The organism is Leptospiraceae bacterium (assembly GCA_024233835.1).
GTDB lineage: Bacteria > Spirochaetota > Leptospiria > Leptospirales > Leptospiraceae > JACKPC01.
The window spans coordinates 304578-325850 of record JACKPC010000007.1; the positions used below are offsets into that span (position 1 = coordinate 304578).

The window sequence follows — 21273 nt, forward strand, 5'->3', positions numbered from 1 at the left end:
AGAAATATCTTTACAAAAAAAGAATAATCTGCAAAAATCACCTTAAACAACTGTTATATAGTGCATGAAATGAGGAGAGGGGCTAGCTGTATGCCCTCCCTATTTTAAAAAAAAGAGGCAAAGATGAAAGCGCGAATACTATCAATCGTGTTGGTGTTATTGTTTGTTATATCCTGTAGTAGACATAAGGCGGATGATTTTCGTCAAAATCTCTTAACGTATCTGAGCCTCATATCCGGCGACCCTGTGAATGTAAAGGGCAAGGTAATGAAAGGGGAGATTAAGAATGCCCTGGTGCGAATCATTCCCCTCGGAGTGGATGGAAGCTGTGATCGTTCGAGTTCGGCGAAAGTATTAGCCCGGACCTACACGGACAGTGAAGGGAAATACTCGGTGACTTATGCCCGTTCGGGACAGCCTGTCTGCGTGGTAGTGAGTCCTCACCCGGATGGGGGTAGCACCATGTATGACGAAAAATCCAAAAAAGACATTCCCTGGACGGACTCTTCCTTTTACCTGCAATCGGTGACAAGGGAGCCGGCAACGGTAAAACCGGACGCTTCTGACCTAAGTTCCGCAAGCAAGATGAATACGAAATTAGATTATGCGAATGTAAGCCCCCTGACAAGGATAGCGAGTAAGAGGCTGGAAACCCTGGGAAAAGATAATTCTTCCAGAGACAATTTAGATAAACTCTCCAAACAGGCGAACCAGGAAGTAGTGCTTCGTTTTGGTTTATTCAGTAATTCTGCAAGCAGCATCAATACGAATACTCCGAGCGGGGTAGATGCACCGAAGTTCCAGGTGCAAGAAGGAAATAATAGTTTAAGCATTTCAGATACAGTTCCGGAAATCTCGAACTACAATGTGGATTTATCCTCCGACTCGGAAGAAGCAAAGAAGATGAAGCTTATTTTAGGAGGAATCTCACAGGTAGCGAATAACGTGAAGAACACCTCGACGGTAACCGGTGGCGATGTGGAAAATGTCATACAGGCTTTTGAGAAGTCGATGCAGAGCGGAGAGTTCAAGTCTACGGATGAGAACGGGGAAGCGATTCGAATCGGTCTGGATGAGAACGAGACGAATTTGGGAGAATCTCCCCTGAAAAACGTGTTACAGGAAGCTACGATTCAATATGCGAGGGAAGGAGGAGCGGAAGACTTGAGCCTGAGTATAGAAGAAGTGGCAGAGAAAGTGACTTTCTTTGATGCTTCAGAACCCGGCTTTACTCCCTCGGCTGCTACCTTTTCCGGCAAGCAGGAAATCAAGATCGAGAGTGTAGATCCCGCTCAGAAGATCTACTACACAACAGACGGAACGAGTCCCGTATGTGAAAAGAGTTCCGTATATACAGAACCCGTAATATTAGATAAGTTAGGCGAAACGACTCTAAAAGCCATAGCCTGCAAAGACTCACAGTCATCGAAAATTCGAAGCGGTGTTTACAAAATAGTCAAAAACATTATTGCGAAACCCTCGGTAACACCGGATGCAGGAGAATACAACAACAGTGTAAGTGTAACTTTAAGCCTGAATGCGGGTTCAAAGATATACTACACCCTCGATGGAAGCCTTCCTTCCTGTGATGGTAGCTCCGGAACCGAGTATTCTGCTGCTATCAGCATGAATGTATCCTTCAAGTTAAGCGCGATAGCCTGTAATGGAAGCCTCGAAGAGTCGAGAGAAGTGGTAAAGAGCTACCGCATCATTCAGCCACCCTACGGTCTGAGCTATGCAAGCACGAGTTCTGTATATACTAAAAATGGAAGTATTCTTCCGAACTTTGCTACGGTCAGCGGGGAAAATTTGAGTTTTTCTGTAAGTCCGAATTTACCTTCGGGTTTGAGTTTTGATACGGTAACGGGTCGTATCACGGGCACACCCACATCCTCTTCCGAGCTATTAAAGTATACCGTGACCGCGAAGAATACGGCAGGTGAAACCAAAACGGAAATCCAGATAGCGGTAAACGAAGAGGCCCCGACCTATCTGGGCTACACAGAACCGGCTGTCACTTACACACAGAATACCTTAATCCAGCCGAATAGTCCTCTGATAGCGGGTTCGGGTCTGTCCTACAAAGTGGAGCCAGCTCTACCTTCAGGACTTGTTTTAAACTCGAAGACGGGTGTGATAAGCGGGATTCCCTCTACCGTAAACGCATCTACTAAATACACCGTGACAGCCACGAATACAGGGGGTTCTATCAGCACAGAGCTTGTGCTGACGGTGAATGATGCGGCTCCGAGTTCATTGAATTATGGAATCTCGTCTCTTCTTCTCACGAAAGACGTGAGTATCAGCCCGATAATGCCGAGTGTAACGGGAACGGTGACGGCGTATACGGTGAGTCCTTCTCTTCCTCCGGTGCTGAAGTTAGACCCGTCTACGGGTAAGTTATACGGCACTCCTTCTGCCTTGCAGCTTACACCCGAGACCTATACGGTGACAGCAAGTAACGTATCGGGTTCGAGTGTGTATAGCTTCCAGATTACGGTAGAAGATTCAGCACCTAAGGGGCTGAGCTACCCCGTATCTTCTCTGAGCCTTACAAAGGGAGTAAGTCTTTCTTCTATTATCCCGGTGGTAAGCGGGACTGTCACAGCCTATTCGGTATCGCCCTCACTACCCTCAGGACTTGTCCTGAACACGAGGACGGGAGAACTGAGTGGTATTCCTCAGAGTCCCCAGTCTGTAACGACCTATACCATCACCGCGGTGAATACAAAAGGAAGCGTGAGTTTTCCCTTATATATCACTGTAGAAGATACAGCTCCTTCGGCCCTGAGCTATGTGAACTCCAGTTACCGGTATACAAAGGGAGTGACCATAAGTCCTATAGTTCCGAGTGTAACGGGAACGGTGACCCGCTACAGTGTAGCACCTTCTTTACCGGCGGGTTTAAACATCAACTCGATAACAGGAGTAATATCAGGAACACCGGAAGCAGCCACAACCATATCTTCTTACACGGTGACAGCTTCGAACCCGAAAGGAAGTATCAGCTTTCCCTTAAGTATTACCGTATCGGAGGGAGCCCCTTCGGGTTTAAACTATGCGGGCTCACCCTATATCTTCACCAAAGCTTCTCCGATTCAGACCCTGAAGCCCAATCTAACGGGAACTGCTTCCTCCTATACAGTGAGTCCTGCTCTGCCTTCGGGTTTAAACATCAACTCGGTGACAGGAGAAATATCGGGAACACCATTAAGCCTGGCTGCAAATACTACGTATACAGTAACAGCCTCGAATGCCTATGGAAGTGTAAGCTTTCCTTTACAGCTCACAGTGAACGACTACCCCCCGTATTCCCTGTCGTATTCAAAGTCTGCTTATATCTTTACAAAAGGTATCAGTATTGCAGCTTTAAGCCCCTCGATTTCCGGCACTGTAATTTCGTATTCGGTGAGCCCTGCCCTGCCATCCGGTTTAAGCATCAACCAGACAACAGGGGTAATATCCGGAACACCGACTGCTGTGAGTGGCACGACAACATATCTGGTAGTCGCGACTAATTCAGCGGGTTCTACGAGTATCTCTCTGAATCTATCCATAGTGGAAGGAGCCCCCACCACTCTTTCCTACAGCTCTTCTTCCTATACCTACACAAGGGGAGTTACGATAGCTTCATTGAGTCCCACGGTAACGGGCACGGTGAGTTCGTATTCGGTGAGTCCTGCCTTACCGCAGGGCTTATCTCTGAACGTAAGCACAGGAGTAATATCGGGAACACCTGAACTGGCATCTGCATCGAATACCTATACGGTAACGGCTGCGAATCCATCGGGCTCTACTGCCTATAGCTTTAGCATACAGGTAACGGAGGGAGCACCGAGTTCGCTTGTGTATGCGGGTTCTCCCTATGTCTTAACCCAGAACCTGGCCATGAGTCCGGTTACACCTGCACTCACAGGAACTGCTACGTCTTTCTCCATAACACCGTCTCTGCCATCGGGCTTATCCTTAAATGCAACGACCGGGGTTCTATCGGGGAACCCTCAGGTCAGTGCCGTAAGCCAGACCTACACAGTAACGGCTACTAATAGCTACGGCTCCACTACAGCGAGCTTTAGTCTGGAAGTAGCCACTGCCTATTACGTGGTGAGGCCTACCGTATCGGGTCTTCTGGGAAGTGGCTTACAGCTTTCCGATGGAACGAATACGATAAGCCCCACAGCCAATGGTAGCTGGGCTTTCCCGGCAAGGGCTTCCGGTCTCAGTTATAACGTGACAGTGGCAACACAGCCAACAAATCCCTGGCAGACCTGCTCAGTTACAAACGGTAGCGGGACTTTAACCGTTTCTGATGTGACGAATGTAACAGTCAGTTGTGTTACCAACACCTATACGATGGGAGGCACAATCAGTGGTTTTGGTTCGGGAACGGACTTAAGTATAACGGATGGAGCCGGTAATACATTGACCCTGCCTGCAGGAAGCAGCACCTTCACTTTTCCCCTGCGGGATAGTGGCAGTAGCTACAGTGTGACTATTGCGACCCAGCCGACTTCTCCCTGGCAGACCTGTACGGTGACCAATGGTAGCGGTAATTTAACAAATGCGAATATAACGAATGTAAGTATTAGCTGCACTGTGAATACCTATACCATGTCGGGTTTTATATCGGGACAGGCAAATACTTCGACTTTAATCATCAATAATGGTACAGCCAATGTGACTCTTACCGGTCAGTCGAGTGACTACAATTATACGGAAAATCTAAACAGTGGCACTTCGTACAACTATACAATAGTGCAACAACCTCCGGGACAGTACTGTGTATTTGTCATGCAGACCCTACTTTCCGGGACTGTGACAAACTCGAACCTTAACAACTTCGGCATCAACTGTGTGAACGGCTATCTGGTGAGTGGTCATATCTTATCTGCACCTCCTGCACCCGCTCCTTTTCATCTTTATCAGGGGGAAGTTGTCAGTTATATTGGAGATGGGGTGTCAGCATCAGGACCGGTAGATGGAGCCATCGCGGGAACAGCTAAAGTTTCCTATAACAAAGGACTTACCTTTGATGGAAGCAATTATTATTTTGTTGACTCAGGAACATGCATACGCCAGATTCGTGTTGCAACATCAGACATTGCAACGGCTGCTGGAATTTGTGGTACTGTAGGTTTTGCGGATGGCACTCAGGCAGCAGCACGCTTTTCAAATCTTTTTGATCTTACAACTGATGGTACATATTTATATGCTGCCGAACTAGATGGAAATAGAATTCGTAGAATAAAAATAGGAACCTGGGAAGTCACGACTCTTGCAGGTGATAACACTACAGCCTCTCCTGCGGGTGCATTTTTGGATGGAACAGGAACTAACGTTAGATTTAATGGAGTTCATGGAATTATTTATAAAGACGGTTTTCTTTATATTTCTGATGTTTACAATCATAGAATAAGAAAGTTAAACCTGCTAACTACTGAGGTAACAACGATTGTTGGAAATGGAACAGCCACAACAACAGCCGGAAACCCGGGAACATCTGCCACAATTTATTCTCCGACTTATATGACAATCGTTGGAAATTATCTTTATGTCGCAAGTGATAGCAGAGTAATTTCAAGAATTCTATTGGATGGCACAAGTTATCCGATGGATATATTTGCCGGTGTTTCCGATGCAAGCGGTACTGTAGATGGTTATCGAACTTCAGCTAAATTTGGTCTAATCAGGGGTCTATCTACCGATGGAGTAGATAATATTTATATATCAGATAATGGAAATTATACCATTAGAACTTTAAATATTTCGAACGGCATGGTCAATACCATCTCAGGAAGAAATGGAATCCTTGCATTCCAGGCAGGAGTGGGGGTTTCTGCTACCCATAATTACCCTTACACAATTCTTTTTGATGGAAAAAACCTTTTATTGGATGAGAGTAATCGAATTGTTAAGATCAAAAACAACGGTCTCGTTGGCTACTGGCCTCTCACAGCGAGTGCCGCTGATTATGCCGGTAGTAACAACGGAACCTTAAACGGAGCCCCTGCATTTACTGCTGCTGATAGATTTGGTGTGGTTAATCAGGCGATTACTTTTAATGGTAGCACACAGAATATCAGTGTTCCCCATAATACCAGTTTGTCCAATTCCAATATGAGTGTATCGGTCTGGATAAAGCCGAATTCTCTTCCAGCATCAGGGAATGTATTTGGAATTGTAGACAAAAAATATGCAAACAGTTCTCCTAATGGATACACTCTTGAACTTTGGAATGATGCCGGAAAACAGTCTATTGCCTGGATAAATGGAAGTGGATTCACAACCACAGGCTATTATACTCTCGCACTGAATCAGTGGGCACATATAACTGTAACCCAGGAAGGGACGATTGCCTCCCTTTATCTAAATGGAAAGTTAATGGCGACACGTAACGATACAAGTAGTCTCGTAGATTCGGGCGGAGGAATGGAAATAGGAAGTAGAGGTGGAACCTTTTATTTCAACGGTAATATAGCCGATGTCCGAATCTACAACCGTGTTTTAAATGAAGGGGAAATCAACGAATTAGCTCAAAATGCTACACCGGCACAGGTGGGTTCAGCCTATAGCACAGGAGCAACGGGGCTATTGGCAGACTTCCATCTGGATGGTGGTAGTAACAATAGTAGTGGTGCTATTCCTGATCTGGGTCTTTCCGGTTCAACTGGTAGCAATGTAACTGGAAAAGATGGAAATACCGATGGAGCAAGATTGTTCGACGCCCCCAGTTCTCACGCTCTTACAGGAGTAACGTACGGACTTCCTAACGGCAATGCACCCAGAACTCTTTGTGGATGGATAAATCCAACCGCTCATCCGGTGCCGGGTGGCTGGACTATCTTTACCGGTTATGGATCCGCAGGAACGAATAACCAGTTCCAATTAGGACTCTGGAATAATGCGGGGGTACAGAATGTGACTTTAGACTTTATCAATGCAGCTGCCTATGCTCCTTATTCTGTTCCTTTGAATTCCTGGTCTCATATCTGTGGTTCTTATGATGGAACAACTGCTTATCTATTTGTAAATGGCAAACAAATAGCTTCTAATACGATTGCCCTTACAACGGGAACTTCAAACTTTACAATCGGACAGTCCCCCACTGGTGGAAATTTTTTCAATGGAAAGATTGACGATGTGAGGGTATACAATAACGCATTAAGCCTTGCACAGATTCGCCAGCTTGCCACGCAAGTTCCGGCAGGTCTTGTTGCACACTATGACTTCAATGGCGATGCGAATGATGTGAGTGGCTTTGCTGCGAATGGAAATACTACTTCTGTAACGTCGGTTACTGATAGGTTTGGAATAAGCGGTAGTGCTTATTCTTTTACACCTTCCAGTTCAGTAACCGCTTCAGATGCACATTTACCAGTAGGTACAGGTAGTAGAACGGTCTGTTACTGGGTAAAACCAAATGTTTTTGGTGCTGGTTATCAGGGATATATTTTTCAGTACGGTGTAGAGACGACAAATCAAATGATGAGATTAACTTTACATATGACAAATATAAACTATGACTCTTATGGAAGTTCAACTGGAACAGCCTATCTAAGTTCAACAAATATTTGGAATCATGTTTGTGGAACCTATGATGGTACAAATGGTCAGATATATATGAATGGAAAGCTTCAAATTACAAGTCCTCTTACCATGGCAACTGTATCCGCAGGAAATGCCGGTTTATTAATGGGGGCAGCTTATGATGGTTCTTTAGATGACCTAAGGGTATACAACCGTGTTCTTACCGAAGCGGAAATCCGTGCTTTGAGTGGCTATCATCCGATGCAGGTAACAACCTGGAATCCAGCAGTTGCCAGCAGTAGTTTAAAATTCCACGTTGCTGCTGATAGTTTTAGTAACCTTGCAGATACTGCAACTGTCGGAAACTGGCCTGATTTAAGTGGAAATGGCTTTTTAGGTACCCAATACAACGGGCCAGTTTTTAGAACCGGGATCAATGGAATCAATGGCAAACCGGCGATAGAGTTTAATGGGACAAATCAATATTTTAATGCAGGAGCGTCTTCGATTACATATGGAACTGGAGTTACCGTTTTTGCTATCACAAAAAATTCTGCCAGTAATGGAAATTATCGAGAAATCATTTCAAAAGACAATAATATTAGCTGTAGGTTCAATCTTGCAAAAAACCTTTCTCCGGCTACAGATTATTTCTTTGAAATAGATGCTCCCTTAATGGCAAATACAAACACTGCATTTTCATTGAATGAAGTATCTATGCTCACCGGAATGAACCATGCCGGTGGAAACCTGTTTTTAGGAAAAAATGGAGATATGCCAGGTAGTACATCCAGTTCTGGTGGTACAACTCTTAGTTGTACAAGTACAGCCAATATGACTGTTGGTGTAAGAAGTGATTTAACAGCTACAAGTTATTTTCAGGGTTTAATTGGTGAGGTTTTGGTATTTAACCGTGCGATCAATGCTAACAGTGTTTACGGGGCAACCTGGCAGGATAGACATATAGTAGAATGTTACCTCTCCTCTAAATACAATATCCCTATCGGGCATAGCTGTCCGTAAGGGACTTTCACCCTCAAGTTATTGCGACCGGGCGAGCCACCAATGGCTCGCCTACTTAATTTTCTTTAAAAAATCCTAACTTTTTTGCAACCTTATCCAAAAAACTGAATCTTAAAGATTAAAAAACAACGAAGGCATTTACCTTTATGGAAGAAAAAGTAGAATTTAAACCTAAAAGAACCAAGATTTCTTTACTCTCTTTTGCAGTTTTTTCCCTTGTTCATGCAACCATTCTGATTGCATTTTTTGTTCCTTTTTCGTGGGAACTGGTTTTAATTGCTGTCCTTTCGTATTACCTGAGAATGTTCGGAATTACAGCCGGCTTCCACAGGTATTTCGCGCATAACGCCTTTAAAACCTCCAGGCCCATGCAATTTTTCTTTGCCTGGCTCGGTGGCACGGCTATGCAAAAAGGTGCCCTATGGTGGGGAGCTCATCATCGAGATCACCACAGGTATTCCGATACCGACAAAGACCTTCATTCTCCCAAACACGGGTTCTGGCATTCTCATATGCTCTGGTTTTTAGGAAGTGAGCACAATACCTACGATGTAAAAAAAATCAAAGATTATGCAAAATATCCCGAATTAGTCTTCATCGATAAGCACTACTGGATTCCCCCTCTTAGCTATGCGTTTATGCTTTACGGCCTCGGTTATGCCTTTGGAGGGCAGAACCATCTGTATGCCTTTTCTGTTCTTACCTGGGGCTATGCGGTTTCTACATTCTTTCTCGGTCACGGAACCTGGACCATCAACTCTCTTTCCCATGTTTTCGGAAAGCAACGTTATACTACAGGTGATACCAGTCGCAATAACTTCCTTCTTGCGCTTGTGACTATGGGAGAAGGCTGGCACAACAACCACCATTATTATCGTCATACAGCCAATCAGGGCTTCTACTGGTATGAAGTAGATATGAGCTATTACATTTTAAAAATGATGAGCTGGATAGGCCTGGTCTGGGATTTAAAAACACCACCGGTCAGAATACTAGAAGAAGGAAAAAGACTGGATGCCATTCAAAAAGGACAGGAAAAATTTAAAAACCTTTCCGGTGAATGGATTCCGGTTCACTCCGTAACAGCAAATAGCGAAAGATAAATAACACTTTCCCGGGCGGTAAGATAATTACCGCCTTTCGTGTATGCAGTTAACCTAAAGTAGAAAGATTCAAAGTATTTTCCCATTTTTGGATATGTTCATGTTCTCCTCCCAGAAGGCTTCTGGCCTCAGGCAATATTTTTATTGCCCTTTCAATATTCCCGGAAAGATAATAAATATCTATAAGATTTAAAAGATTTTTTGCATTAGACTTATCTCTCAATCTTCCCCTTTCCCCGTAATCCATCGCTTTCTTATAACGTTTTAATTTCTTAAAACAATACGAACACAGAAATGCTAATTCAAGGCTTGAAGGATTCTCATTATAATATATTTCTGCCAGTTGGGAAGCTTCTTCCACACTTCCCTGCTTTATAAGTGTTCGAAGTTGTATTTTTTGAAAACGAGTTTCTTTGGGATACTTTTTCAGTTGTTCTTCAATAAGTTGTAGAGCATTCTCCAATAGACCCTTTTGTATATATTCATTCGCTTCTTTCTGAATAGAGAGAAAATCCATTTCCGGTATCTGTATCTTCGGTATTGCATTTGGATTATTATATTCTATTTTCATAAGAGACAAATCATCCGTAACTTCACCCTCCCCTGCTATCAGAGTTAGCAATTTTTCCAGATCAGCATCAGACTCTTCAATCTTTTTCAGTATCAAATTTTCATCTTCATTAAAAGCTCTTTCACCATTGGGAACTTGAATCAATATATCATCCTTGCCATCAGAACCCATAAGGAGTATATCTCCATGCTTACACTGGAAAGATTCAATCTCAATTTTCCTACTGTAAATTGGAGAACCCAGTTTGTAGTAATACATTTTAGGTATTATAAAGGAGGCTTTTTTATCACGGTATAAAATAAGGTGAGGGTGTTCCGCATTTATAAATAATAGTAAACCGGTCTGAACATCAATAATTCCTAATATAACAGAAACCATCATAGAACCCTCAAAACCCTCAAATACCTTATGGAGTTCAATAAAACATTGCTTCAGCCATTGCTCAGGAGAAATTTTATTTACCTCGCTTTCAAAGGAATAACGTTTTATAATAGAATCAAAAACAGAACCCAGAATTAAAATTCCACCAGCTCCCTGAATGGATTTTCCCATAGCATCCGCATTGATAAATACCGAATATTTTCTGTTATGTAAAATTAGATTATTGGATACACAGAGGTCTCCTCCGATTTCATGCTCTCGTTTTTTAAATCGAAATTGTTTCTTCTGCTTTATCAATGTGGTAATGTGAATTTTATCATCCCTATTTAAATTTTTACCGAGAGGATTTAGAAGGAGCGAAGTCAGGTAATAGTCTCCATCCTGTTTCTCTTTTAAGTTACGAACTTCATTTAAAGTCTGTCTGAGTTCATAGGTTCTCTTTTCAACCTTATCCTCAAGATTTGAATTTAACTCTTCCAATTCTGATTGAATTAGTTTTCTATGCCTGGTCATCTGATTGAATTCTTTCGCTATATCACCAAGTTCATCTTCATATATCACTTCTACTTCATAGTCCAGATTATCTTTTCGTAATTCCGAAATCCCTTTTGTTAAATGCTCAAGAGGCCGTGTTAAACTAAAAAACACAAGCATAAACATAATAAAAATAGTCGTACCCGAAGCCAGTGCTACAAACATAGCCGATTTTGAATATATATCCCTCATGGAATCTAAAATGTCCTGTGTATAAACACCCGAACAAATGACCCAATCCCAGGGCCAATAATAGCGAGCAAAGGTTGTCTGCGGTTCATATACCGTCCTACTGTATTTAGCCTGCCAGGTATAATTTACAAAGGTTTCTCCGTCGCGCTGGGAACCGATTACCATTTCTCGAAAAATATATTTTCCCTCCGGATCTTTTAAATCCAAAATGTTCTTTCCTTCCAATTCCGGCTTCACCGGATGCAAGACTACATTTCCTTTTCCATCCAGAATAAAAAAATATTCGGTTTTATCGTAACGCATCTGTCGGAGATTTCGAATCACCTCCAGTTTGGCATTTTCCACTGTTAAAGGCATAGTTGGGTCTTTTAATTTACTATTTGAAATTCTCAATTGGGATTCATAAAAATTAATCAGAGAAACCACAGACATTACAACTGCACGCAGCTTTCCTTTCCTCTCCTCTAACTTACCGCTCTCCAAAAGGGGTAAAATTTTTGTAAACAAAAGAATAGAAAAAATAAAGATAATCAGTAAACCGGCGATATTCATTTTCTTTCGTAAGGAAATTCTTGTAAATATCTTGAAGATACTATTATCTGGATTCTTTTTAGGTTCTAACATGAATTTCGGCCCCCTGCCTTTTTTTATTATTTTCCAATAACTTTAAAAGACACGTTCTTTTTCTGAAAAATCAACATTTTTCAACTTCAAAGATAATTGTGAAGATAAAAAAACTTCTTATGCTTATAATTATAGTTTACAAATAATCTTAGATTCGCCTTACTCGGTGATAAGGAGCGTAATTTGGGAGTTTTTTCTGACCTGATTCAAAATTTATATCTAAACTTTTATTCGTTTGGAACCCTGGTCGTAGCTATTTTTACATTTTTACTCTCCCTCTTTTTTTTAGGCCTTCCTAAAAAATCCAAAAGTACCTTTCACCTTGGAATGGCTTTTCTCTTTTTGTTTATTTTCAGCCTCGGATATTTTTTAGCCGCGATTTACTACTCTCCGAACGCAGCTTTTCATCGCTGGCTAACCGGAGGTTTAATTTTACCTCTAATTACCCATTTAGGTCAATTTTTCTTAAAATACCCCAGGGATACAAATCCCGGACTAAGTAAAAATGCCTTCAAGGTTCTCTATTCTTTTGCTATTTTTGCGGCTCTTGTATTCTGTGGAGGAACCGCTTTTGCTGATAAAAAGTATCATTTTACAGGCCATTACTGGGATTTCGATTCCCCCCGTCTGAGCGTTGCTCTGGCTGTTCTCATTGCAGTTTATATATTTATTAATTTTATAAGCATACCAATCTGGAAATATTACCAGATAAAAAACCAAAAAGAGAAAAAAACAATTCTCTACATGATGTTTGCTATGTTAATTGCGGGAGTTCTTCCCAATTTTACCAACATCATGAGCCGGGATGGAGCAATGGAACGCTCTACCTACCTGATTTCCTTAGTACTCTGCTTTGTAATTGGATTCTTTATGGTATCGATTATTTATATTAATTCCACTAAAGAAACCACGACCTTTATGGCAAAGATAGTAGGTTTAACCCTGGTTTCCATTCTCCTTGTTGTTCAGGCCTGGGGCTTCTATATGGCCCAGGAGCAGGATGGAGAATACAACAGTTTAAAAATAGAGAAACTTTTTAATGTTCTGGATACAGGCCTTGCTCCCAAAAGTGTAGAATATATCCTTCGGTATCCGAAAGGTTCTGAAAAAATTGAGTTTACCCGCTATCCCTCTATCACCCGCTTAGATCTATCCCTGGTAGAAGCCGATTTTAAAAACACTATCATTTTCGAAGACCTTCAAAATCTGGATGTAGAAAACTATAAAGAAGAACTTTTAAAATACCTACAAACCACACATCCGGAATTTATTGGATACAAAAAATCCATTTTAAATTTTGTAAAAGAACATCCTGAGCTAAAAAAACAAGAATTAAAAGCAGAATTATTCTCCTACCTTGAGGGCTTAAACCGTGCAACATTCATTCATGCCAATAAAATTAGTAATTTTGCTACTGAAGGTTTTTGCAAAAAACTGGAAAGTTTCATTAAAAGAAGTGCCAGCAGTATTAAATACTTTCGAGAACCTATCCTGCAAGAGCTTAAATCCTGCACCTGGGAAGAAAGCCCGGAAAATGTAGCTTTATACAGACGTAATGTTTACAAGCATCTACGGCATTTTACTCCAGCTCTAAGTCGACACTACCGCCTTAGCTCACATCCTTACCGGGAACAAAAGCATTATATAGTATTCCGATTCTATGACCGTTTCGCACAGGTCCTCACGGAAGTAGGCTATTCTTATACAGAATACAGAGAAGAAATGCACAGTGTTTTTAAAATTCAAACCTTCATCTTATTAATAGCTGTTATTTTTATTACCGTTTTCTATCCTCTCTTCTTTAAGGGAAGCCTTCTAAATCCATTAAGAAACCTTTTACAGGGGGTTCGTAAAGTAAACAAAGGAGATCTGGATCTCGAAATTAAGGTTATTTTCCATGACGAAATTGGCTTTCTTTCAGAGTCTTTCAATTCGATGGTTAATTCAATTCGTACCGCCAGACGGGAATTACAGGATTATGCCGAAAACCTTGAAGAAAAGGTGGCGGAAAGAACCCGTGAAGTAGAAGAAAGAATGGAAGAGATCAAAAAACTGAAAGTGCAACAGGATGGTGACTATTACCTGACCTCCCTACTCGCCAAACCCTTATTCCTGAATGCAAACAAGTCCCAAAGTGTAAAAACCGAATTTCTCATCTATCAAAAAAAGCAGTTTGAATTTCGAAACAGAAAAGCAGATCTCGGAGGAGATATTTGTGTTACAGGAAATGTTAAATTAGGGAATCCGGATACTGAAGAATTTAGACGTTATACCCTGGCTATGAATGGAGATGCAATGGGAAAATCCATGCAAGGAGCCGGGGGAAGTCTCGTAATGGGAGTTGTAATTAATTCTATTATGAGAAGGGCTGCCGATAAAGGAATTATCCCGAACAGTCCGCAGGAATGGCTTACGAAAGTTTATCACGAAATAAACGGAATTTTCAAAGCCTTTAACGGAACCATGGTCATTTCCTGTGTAATCATGCTCATAGACGATGAAACCGGAGAAGTCTTTTATTTCAACGCCGAACATCCCTTCTGTGTATTGTATCGAAACGGAGATGTACGCTTTATTGAAAAGGATATGCAGTTACGAAAACTGGGTCTCGATTCAGAAATAGAGTTCCAGGTCTACAAATACCAATTAATCCCCGGTGATGTCATTATCATGGGTTCTGATGGTAGAGATGATATTGATATGAGTCCGAACGAAGTAATACGCACAATTAATGAAGATACTTCTCTATTTTTAAACCATGTTCGTATAGGGAAGGGCAAGCTGGAACAAATTAAAGCCAGCATTCTAACCACCGGTTCCTTAATCGATGACCTGTCCCTTCTACGTCTGGCTTTCAAGGAATCTGAAGTTGAACTTGGTGCAGATGAAATTGAACTCTCCAATACAGATTATATTTACGAACAATGCAAACTTCTCTTAAATGATGGAAAATTAGAAAATGCTAAATTTCTTTTAGATACAGCTTACCAAAAAGATCCGAGTAATCCTAAAATTTCCAAACTATTTGGACTTGTCTGCTTTAAAGTCGGAAATTACGAAGACGCAGCAAAAATTTTAGAGTCCTATCTAAAAATTGATCCGGATAATGTAGACTACTGGTATTATTTATCCGTTTCTCATAAGAAGTTGGGAAGATACAATTCAGCCTTAGAATCGTCCCTACAACTCATGCGAAGAGAGGAAGGAAATGTAATGAATCTTGTGAATATGGCAGATATTTACAGGCTGGTCGGACAATATGAAGAAGCCATTTCCTACTCAGAAAGAGCTTTAGAAAAAGATCCGGAAAATAAATCAGCCAAACGCCTCTTACGATTTCTGAAATCATAAGATTTATGTATCCGCTCATTTTTTCCGGGATTATTGACAACCGGTTTAAACCGGCATCAAGGGAATATCTCCCTGATTTTTTGAGGAAATATAGATTTATTATTTTATCACAACAAGAAAGATTATTTTTTATTGCATGTTATATAAAATATACTATAATAGTCAAATGAAACGGGAGGAGTTTTGAATGAAAACTCTAGTATTAATTGTTATTTCCATATCTTTTACTTTAGTCTCTTGTCTTAAAAATTCGGACGATAGCAATAGTAAAAATGCAATTCGAGCCATAGCTTCCACTTTACCTGATGGTTCCGTAACTACGATAGCGAGTCCGAAACTTTCTATCACCGGTCAACTTAAAGGCAAGGATGGGACACCTATTTCCAATGCAACCATGACACTTTCCAGTAGTGGAATTAGTACGGGACTGTCTGTTTTAGCTCAAACCAGCTCCGGTTCCGCCGAAACCACTACCGTTAAGACAGATTCTACCGGTAATTACACCCTTGTTCTTGAAGTAGGAAATTTCAAAGTAACTGTCACCAGTTCGAGCGGCGAAAGTCTGGGTGAAATAACATTCAAGGTCACAAGTGTAACCCAAAAACCCGCTACCGAAGTTACATCAGAAACCATAAGTCCGGATTCTCTCGTATCCGAAATCTTACAAATTTCCAGTGATTTGACAGATAAGCCAACAGGCTTCACCTTGAGTTCAACCGATACGGATCCAAAACAACTTGGCGGAACAATAACCATAAAAAAAGCAGCTTCAGAAAGTAATATAACCTCCTACAAAATGTATTGGGCCAAGCTCAATGTAAATGGAGTACAGTATGATAGACTTGGAGAAATTGCAGATTTCAACAAGACCGGAAATGACATTATTTATATAATGGCCAATGACACAGCCATCCCTTCCAATGTAACCCATCTCCTTATAGTGAGTAAGAATTCAAGAGGAGAAATGTTAGATGGTCTTGTGATTGATATTTCTCAGGAATAAAAGAAAACAGTTTTTTCTGCTGGTTAATTTTTTGAGCTTAAACAACTTGGATGTAATCTAGGGAGCAAGCGAGCCTGTAATGGCTCGCCTATGATAAAAAAAATACTCTCAGTTTGTTAGGGGGTATTTTTTTTTAATAGTTTATAGACTTTAAATAAAATAATAAAGGTGAATAGAATGCCTTATATCTTTTTGCTACTATTGGTAATTTTCTCTTCTTCCATCTTGTCAGACACCTACCATAATATTAATGGTTTAATTGGAGAAAGGGCTGCTGGTATGGGGGGGGCCTTTTCTGCAATTTCCGATGACCCTTCGGGAGCATTTTACAACCCGGCTGGTATTGCATTTGCCTACGACAACTTTGTATCCATCTCCGCAAACACCTACAAAGAAACCGAAAAGCGTTACCAGAATGTTTTTGGTCCAGGTCAGGATTATGTTCGAAAGTCACGCGGATTTAGTCCGAACTTCATCGGTACCATTAAATCCTTTGAAAAATTGAAAGTCGGCTTTTCTGTTATAAGCCCGAACAACGAGCAATTTGATCAGGCAGACTTCTTCTACTTACCCCAATCCCGTCCTCTCTTATCCAGTTACCGTATCGATTACACAGAAAGTAATGAACTTTATAACATCGGTTTAAGTGCCGGTTATCCTCTTTCTAATAAACTGGCGATAGGAGGTTCTCTTTTCTTTTTCAACGATACTTCCAGAATTCAATCTACCCAGATTATAGAAGGAAAAGATGGTGCATTCAGTCACATATCTACTCAGGATAGAAGAAAAACTTTGGGTTTAACACCGGCACTGGGTTTACAGTTCATGCCTACCGATAAATTTGCCCTGGGTGCTTCTGTAAAAAGACATTTTGTAACAGCTGAGAGTAGAAGCATCACTTCCTTTAATTCAAAAAGTAGTTCTTCAAACTATACCCAAACCACCCTATCTACAGCTTCACAGAATTCCTCGTCTATTGTAAGCAATGGATTGATTTATGCAGGTCCGGCAGCCAGTGGTAAAATCCCGGAAATTACAGAAATCCGATCCGGGCTGGCCTGGTTTGCCAACAAGTCTTTTATTGCTTCCTTTGATATGATATTTACAGATGGATTCAGTTCCAGCCTGAGTAGAAGTTTGTTAGAAGCAAAAACCGGAACTTTAATTATTAAAGATACAGAAGATCCACTCTTAAGTCGTGAACCCACTCTCAACTATGCTTTCGGTCTGGAATTTTTCCCGATAGATATTCTTGCACTTCGTTTTGGGATGTACACAAACTTCTCCAACAATAAACCTATAGAATGGGGGGATGCGGCAGTTGACCTTTACCTTACAGAAACAAGTAGAAATAGCATTAGTTTAGCAAACAATTTAATCTATCAACCTGAAGTGTTACAGGCAAAAACCAGACTGGAATACATCAATAATACAGGTTATAGCCTGGGTATCAGCTGGGCTACTGCAAAATCTTCCATTACCTTAACTTATATTTATGAGTATGGTAAAGGGGTTTCGCAAATCGACCCGTCTCAATTACCCCAATCTGTCGTATACAGAAATACCGCGTTTTATCTGATTGCCAGTTCTCACAACTAAGCTTATTGAAAAACCGGGACTATGTCCGTCCCGGTCTAAAGCACACAATGCTTAGAGGAAAAGTAAATAAATGCCTTTTATTTTATGGACAAAAGAAAATGAAATTGGTATTGAAATAATAGATAATCAGCATAAACACCTATTTGATCTATTAAATACCCTGCACGCCACGTTTTCCTTAGGGGAAGAGAAAAATGTTTTACTAAAAGCTTTAGATGCACTCATCGAATATACCATTTTTCATTTCGATACCGAAGAAAGACTTTTTGAAAAATATAGCTTTCCTCAAAAAATTCAACACCAGAAGGAACACAATAAATTAGCTGAAGAAATCATAGGCCTTAGAATGAAATTAGAAGCAGGAAGTGCCATCCTTACCATTAAGGTTCTGGAATTTATCCATTCCTGGCTCGAACAGCATACAATGAATTCTGACAGAAAATTTGGAGAATATATAAAAAATTATACTCTTTAGAATCAGGTATATACCTGTGGAATAATTAATTCTTTGGGAGTTGGATTTCTTCTGTACCCCTCATTATGTTTTCGCTCCGGTAAGGTAACTTTTTCCGTATCAATTTTATGGTAATCAATAACAGAGAGTAAATGAGAGATACAATTCAGTCTGGCTAACTTTTTACTATCTGCCGGTACGATAAACCATGGAGCTTCCTCTATATGAGTTTTTTCTAACATAACTTCTTTTGCTTTTGTGTAGTCTTCCCAGCGTATCCTGGATTGTAAATCCATTGGACTAAGCTTCCAGCGCTTCAGGGGATCGTTAATCCTGCAATTAAAACGAAACTCCTGCTCCTTATCAGAAATAGAGAACCAATATTTCACCAGGTGGATTCCCGAGCGGCAGATCATTCTCTCAAATTGAGGAACCGTATTCAGGAATTCCCAGTATTCTTCATCCGAACAAAATCCCATAACCCGTTCAACCCCGGCCCGATTATACCAGCTCCTATCAAATAAGACCATTTCTCCGGCTGCCGGTAAATGATACACATACCTTTGAAAATACCACTGGGATTTTTCTCTTTCTGTAGGAGCAGGCAAGGCAACCACCTTGCAAACACGCGGATTTAAACGCTGCATGATACGTTTTATAACTCCTCCTTTCCCGGCGGCATCCCTTCCTTCAAAAATAATTACCAGTTTATAGCCCGTATTCCGTACCCATTCCTGTAATTCTACCAGCTTGATTTGAAGCCGAATCAGCTCTTTTATGTAAGAATAAGTAGAAGTCTTCGTATCTTCAGCAATATCTATAAGTCCCAGGTCCTTGTCATAATCGGCCTCATTATCTAAAAACTCCAGTTCCTCCTCCATATCATCCAGAATAGCCTGGTAAACCTTCTGATATTTTTTATTAAAGGAATGATTCTTATTTTTCTTCTTTTTTTCCATTTAGAACCTGTAGCTAAAAATGCCTGTATTCAATACCAGTACACACCTCTTATATGCAAGTCTATCTATTTTTTTAGTAAAAGTAAAGATAAAAAAATGAAAAAAGCTTGCTATCGCTAAACAAGTGAAATGTATAGTGAAATCATACTATCTTTTAGGAAGACTGAATGAAAAACCTTAGTACCAAACTTACCCTTATTAGCCTTCTTTTTGGCCTTTCTCTCACTCTAAGCTTTTGTGGTGAAAAAGAACAACCAAAAGAAGAGCCGGCTAAAACAGAAACAACCGAACCAGCTAAAACTGAAGAAACAAAACCTGCTACAGGAGATAATTCCAAATTAGTTTCTGAATATGAAACTCTTGTGAATTCTTTCTGTACAAATGTAGACAAAGCAAAATCAGCTGATAAAGCTACTCAAGCAACTATGGCAATCGAGTTAGCAAAAACACAAACTTCCGTTACTGAAACTGCTGCAAAAGTAGCTAAAGTTAGAGATTCTCTGGCTGAAACTGACAAAGCTAAAGTTGCCGAACTTGATAAAAAAGGCATAGAATGCGGTAAAAAACTCGCTGGCATGTCTTCAGCTCCGACTCCATCAACAAAAGATGTTAATAAAAAAGTTGATGACCTAAAGAAAAAAGTTCCGGGCTTCTAAGCTCTCGTTCATTATACTATTTGTAGAAAGGCTACCGGAAGGTAGCCTTTTTTATTTTCCTCCAAATTTTATTAATATTTAAAACACTTGCCCTTTCCGTATTTTGAAATTAAACTGAAAAAAAAGGATATTTGGTTTGTATAATTGGGTATGAAAGAGATGAAAAAAAAATTATTTATTTTTACAATGGTGTTCGTTTCACTCCTCACTTCGTCATCAGTATTCGCTCAGGCCAAACCGGGTTCAGGCCTGGTTTTAAAAGGGGGCCTCTGGGGGCTTGCCGGCAATTTCAAGCATGAACTGGAAGACAAATTTTTTGTTGATGATATTGTCAGCAGTCAACTCAATCTCGAATGGGATGCAGGGCAGAAGTTCTATCTTTTAAATCCTATAGGTCTGGACTACTATATGGGTGGCATTGGTTCGGGTTCCCTTCTTTTGGGCTTAGAATTTCGTGGTTTTCCCGGAATTGATTTAACCGGTTTTGTTCCAAATTATGATTATATAAGTCTCGGTCTGGGCGGAGGAGCTGTAGGTATCCATACTGCGGATTTGAAATATAAAAACATAGATTTTAATGTTGGTTATCAATTAGGTTTTAACCAATTCCTGATTACGCCCAAACTGCAAATTCGGAATTTCCGAACTCAACTCGAAGAGTCCGGAATTTACCTGGGAAATGGCTGGGGTGGCTACCGGGAGCATTCCTTTAATAGTTCTGCCTGGACAACCTTCCTGGGAGTAAATTTACAATTCTTCATCAATGAAGCCTCTTCTGTTTATTTAGAATTAGCCTTTGATTCTCCAATTCTCGGACAACTTACCAGCAGTGTAGAATATGACAGCCTTTACCTAAACTCAACAAGTCTCGGATTAAATATTTCCTTTAATGGCAAACAGGAAGTAAAAGGCAATGTTTTTGACTTTGGTTATCAGCATAACTTCGGAAACCTCGGACTCCGCATTGGTTACAGAAACGAAACCCTGAACGTATCCTACCCGACCTTCACAAATATAGAATTATTTGCTTTTAATGGGGGTGCGACAGTAAGTCCCTGGGAAATTATTACAGATAAAATTTTCTACGGAAAATCAGATTCCACAGAAATCCAGTCTCTATACCTGACTCTCATGTATCAATTTTAACGTCTTAGCCTGAGTCAGCCTCACCCTTCGATATACCTATTTTAAATAAATACCGTATATCGAAGGGTACAGAAATAATCCTGTTTTTACTTGACAGGCAAAAAGCCTTTGTTTTAGCTTATATATCCATACTTAGATAATCTGGGAGAT

10 protein-coding genes are annotated in these 21273 nt (G+C 40.6%); 8 read left to right on the forward strand and 2 right to left on the reverse strand.

Going from position 1 to position 21273, the window contains the following annotated elements; all coding sequences use genetic code 11:
- Window positions 1–123 precede the first annotated feature (123 nt).
- Window positions 124–8550 (forward strand): putative Ig domain-containing protein, encoded by an 8427-nt coding sequence (locus H7A25_25510; GenBank protein ID MCP5503281.1) that lies wholly within the window; start codon window positions 124–126, stop codon window positions 8548–8550.
- A 146-nt stretch (window positions 8551–8696) separates the two neighbouring features.
- Window positions 8697–9653, forward strand: coding sequence for an acyl-CoA desaturase (locus H7A25_25515; GenBank protein ID MCP5503282.1), 957 nt, complete (start codon window positions 8697–8699; stop codon window positions 9651–9653).
- A 49-nt stretch (window positions 9654–9702) separates the two neighbouring features.
- On the opposite strand, the gene H7A25_25520 is transcribed toward H7A25_25515, so the two are convergent.
- Window positions 9703–11955 carry a cache domain-containing protein gene (locus H7A25_25520; protein ID MCP5503283.1) on the reverse strand — a complete coding sequence of 751 codons (2253 nt, stop codon included), beginning with the start codon at window positions 11953–11955 and terminating at the stop codon, window positions 9703–9705.
- Between the two features lie 183 nt (window positions 11956–12138).
- Between H7A25_25520 and H7A25_25525 the strand changes: the two genes are divergently transcribed.
- The 4 genes from H7A25_25525 (at window position 12139) to H7A25_25540 (ending at window position 18383) form a co-directional block, all read left to right on the forward strand.
- Window positions 12139–15306, forward strand: a complete 3168-nt coding sequence (locus tag H7A25_25525; GenBank protein MCP5503284.1) for a SpoIIE family protein phosphatase — start codon at window positions 12139–12141, stop codon at window positions 15304–15306.
- Between the two features lie 187 nt (window positions 15307–15493).
- Window positions 15494–16309: a carboxypeptidase regulatory-like domain-containing protein gene (locus H7A25_25530; protein MCP5503285.1), complete on the forward strand. Its 816-nt coding sequence runs from the start codon at window positions 15494–15496 to the stop codon at window positions 16307–16309.
- Window positions 16310–16486: 177 nt separating this feature from the next.
- On the forward strand, window positions 16487–17908 hold the full coding sequence (locus H7A25_25535) for a transporter, Ompp1/FadL/TodX family protein (protein ID MCP5503286.1): 1422 nt from the start codon (window positions 16487–16489) through the stop codon (window positions 17906–17908).
- Window positions 17909–17978: 70 nt separating this feature from the next.
- Window positions 17979–18383: a hemerythrin family protein gene (locus H7A25_25540; GenBank protein ID MCP5503287.1), complete on the forward strand. Its 405-nt coding sequence runs from the start codon at window positions 17979–17981 to the stop codon at window positions 18381–18383.
- Between the two features lie 2 nt (window positions 18384–18385).
- Here the strand turns inward: H7A25_25540 and ppk2 are convergent, their stop codons facing one another.
- A complete protein-coding gene (gene ppk2 / locus H7A25_25545) occupies window positions 18386–19321 on the reverse strand; it encodes a polyphosphate kinase 2 (protein MCP5503288.1) in 936 nt (311 codons plus the stop codon).
- A 167-nt stretch (window positions 19322–19488) separates the two neighbouring features.
- On the opposite strand from ppk2, the gene H7A25_25550 reads away from it, so the two are divergent.
- Both H7A25_25550 and H7A25_25555 read left to right on the forward strand, forming a co-directional pair.
- Window positions 19489–19977 (forward strand): hypothetical protein, encoded by a 489-nt coding sequence (locus H7A25_25550; protein MCP5503289.1) that lies wholly within the window; start codon window positions 19489–19491, stop codon window positions 19975–19977.
- 150 nt (window positions 19978–20127) lie between these two features.
- Window positions 20128–21123: a hypothetical protein gene (locus H7A25_25555; GenBank protein ID MCP5503290.1), complete on the forward strand. Its 996-nt coding sequence runs from the start codon at window positions 20128–20130 to the stop codon at window positions 21121–21123.
- Window positions 21124–21273 lie beyond the last annotated feature (150 nt).

Coding starts and splice junctions, on each gene's coding strand:
- H7A25_25550 (MCP5503289.1), top strand. CDS start 19,489: ATGAAAAACCTTAGTACCAAACTTACCCTTATTAGCCTTCTTTTTGGC.
- H7A25_25510 (MCP5503281.1), top strand. CDS start 124: ATGAAAGCGCGAATACTATCAATCGTGTTGGTGTTATTGTTTGTTATA.
- H7A25_25530 (MCP5503285.1), top strand. CDS start 15,494: ATGAAAACTCTAGTATTAATTGTTATTTCCATATCTTTTACTTTAGTC.
- H7A25_25535 (MCP5503286.1), top strand. CDS start 16,487: ATGCCTTATATCTTTTTGCTACTATTGGTAATTTTCTCTTCTTCCATC.
- H7A25_25520 (MCP5503283.1), bottom strand. CDS start 11,955: ATGTTAGAACCTAAAAAGAATCCAGATAATAGTATCTTCAAGATATTT.
- ppk2 (MCP5503288.1), bottom strand. CDS start 19,321: ATGGAAAAAAAGAAGAAAAATAAGAATCATTCCTTTAATAAAAAATAT.
- H7A25_25540 (MCP5503287.1), top strand. CDS start 17,979: ATGCCTTTTATTTTATGGACAAAAGAAAATGAAATTGGTATTGAAATA.
- H7A25_25515 (MCP5503282.1), top strand. CDS start 8,697: ATGGAAGAAAAAGTAGAATTTAAACCTAAAAGAACCAAGATTTCTTTA.
- H7A25_25555 (MCP5503290.1), top strand. CDS start 20,128: ATGAAAGAGATGAAAAAAAAATTATTTATTTTTACAATGGTGTTCGTT.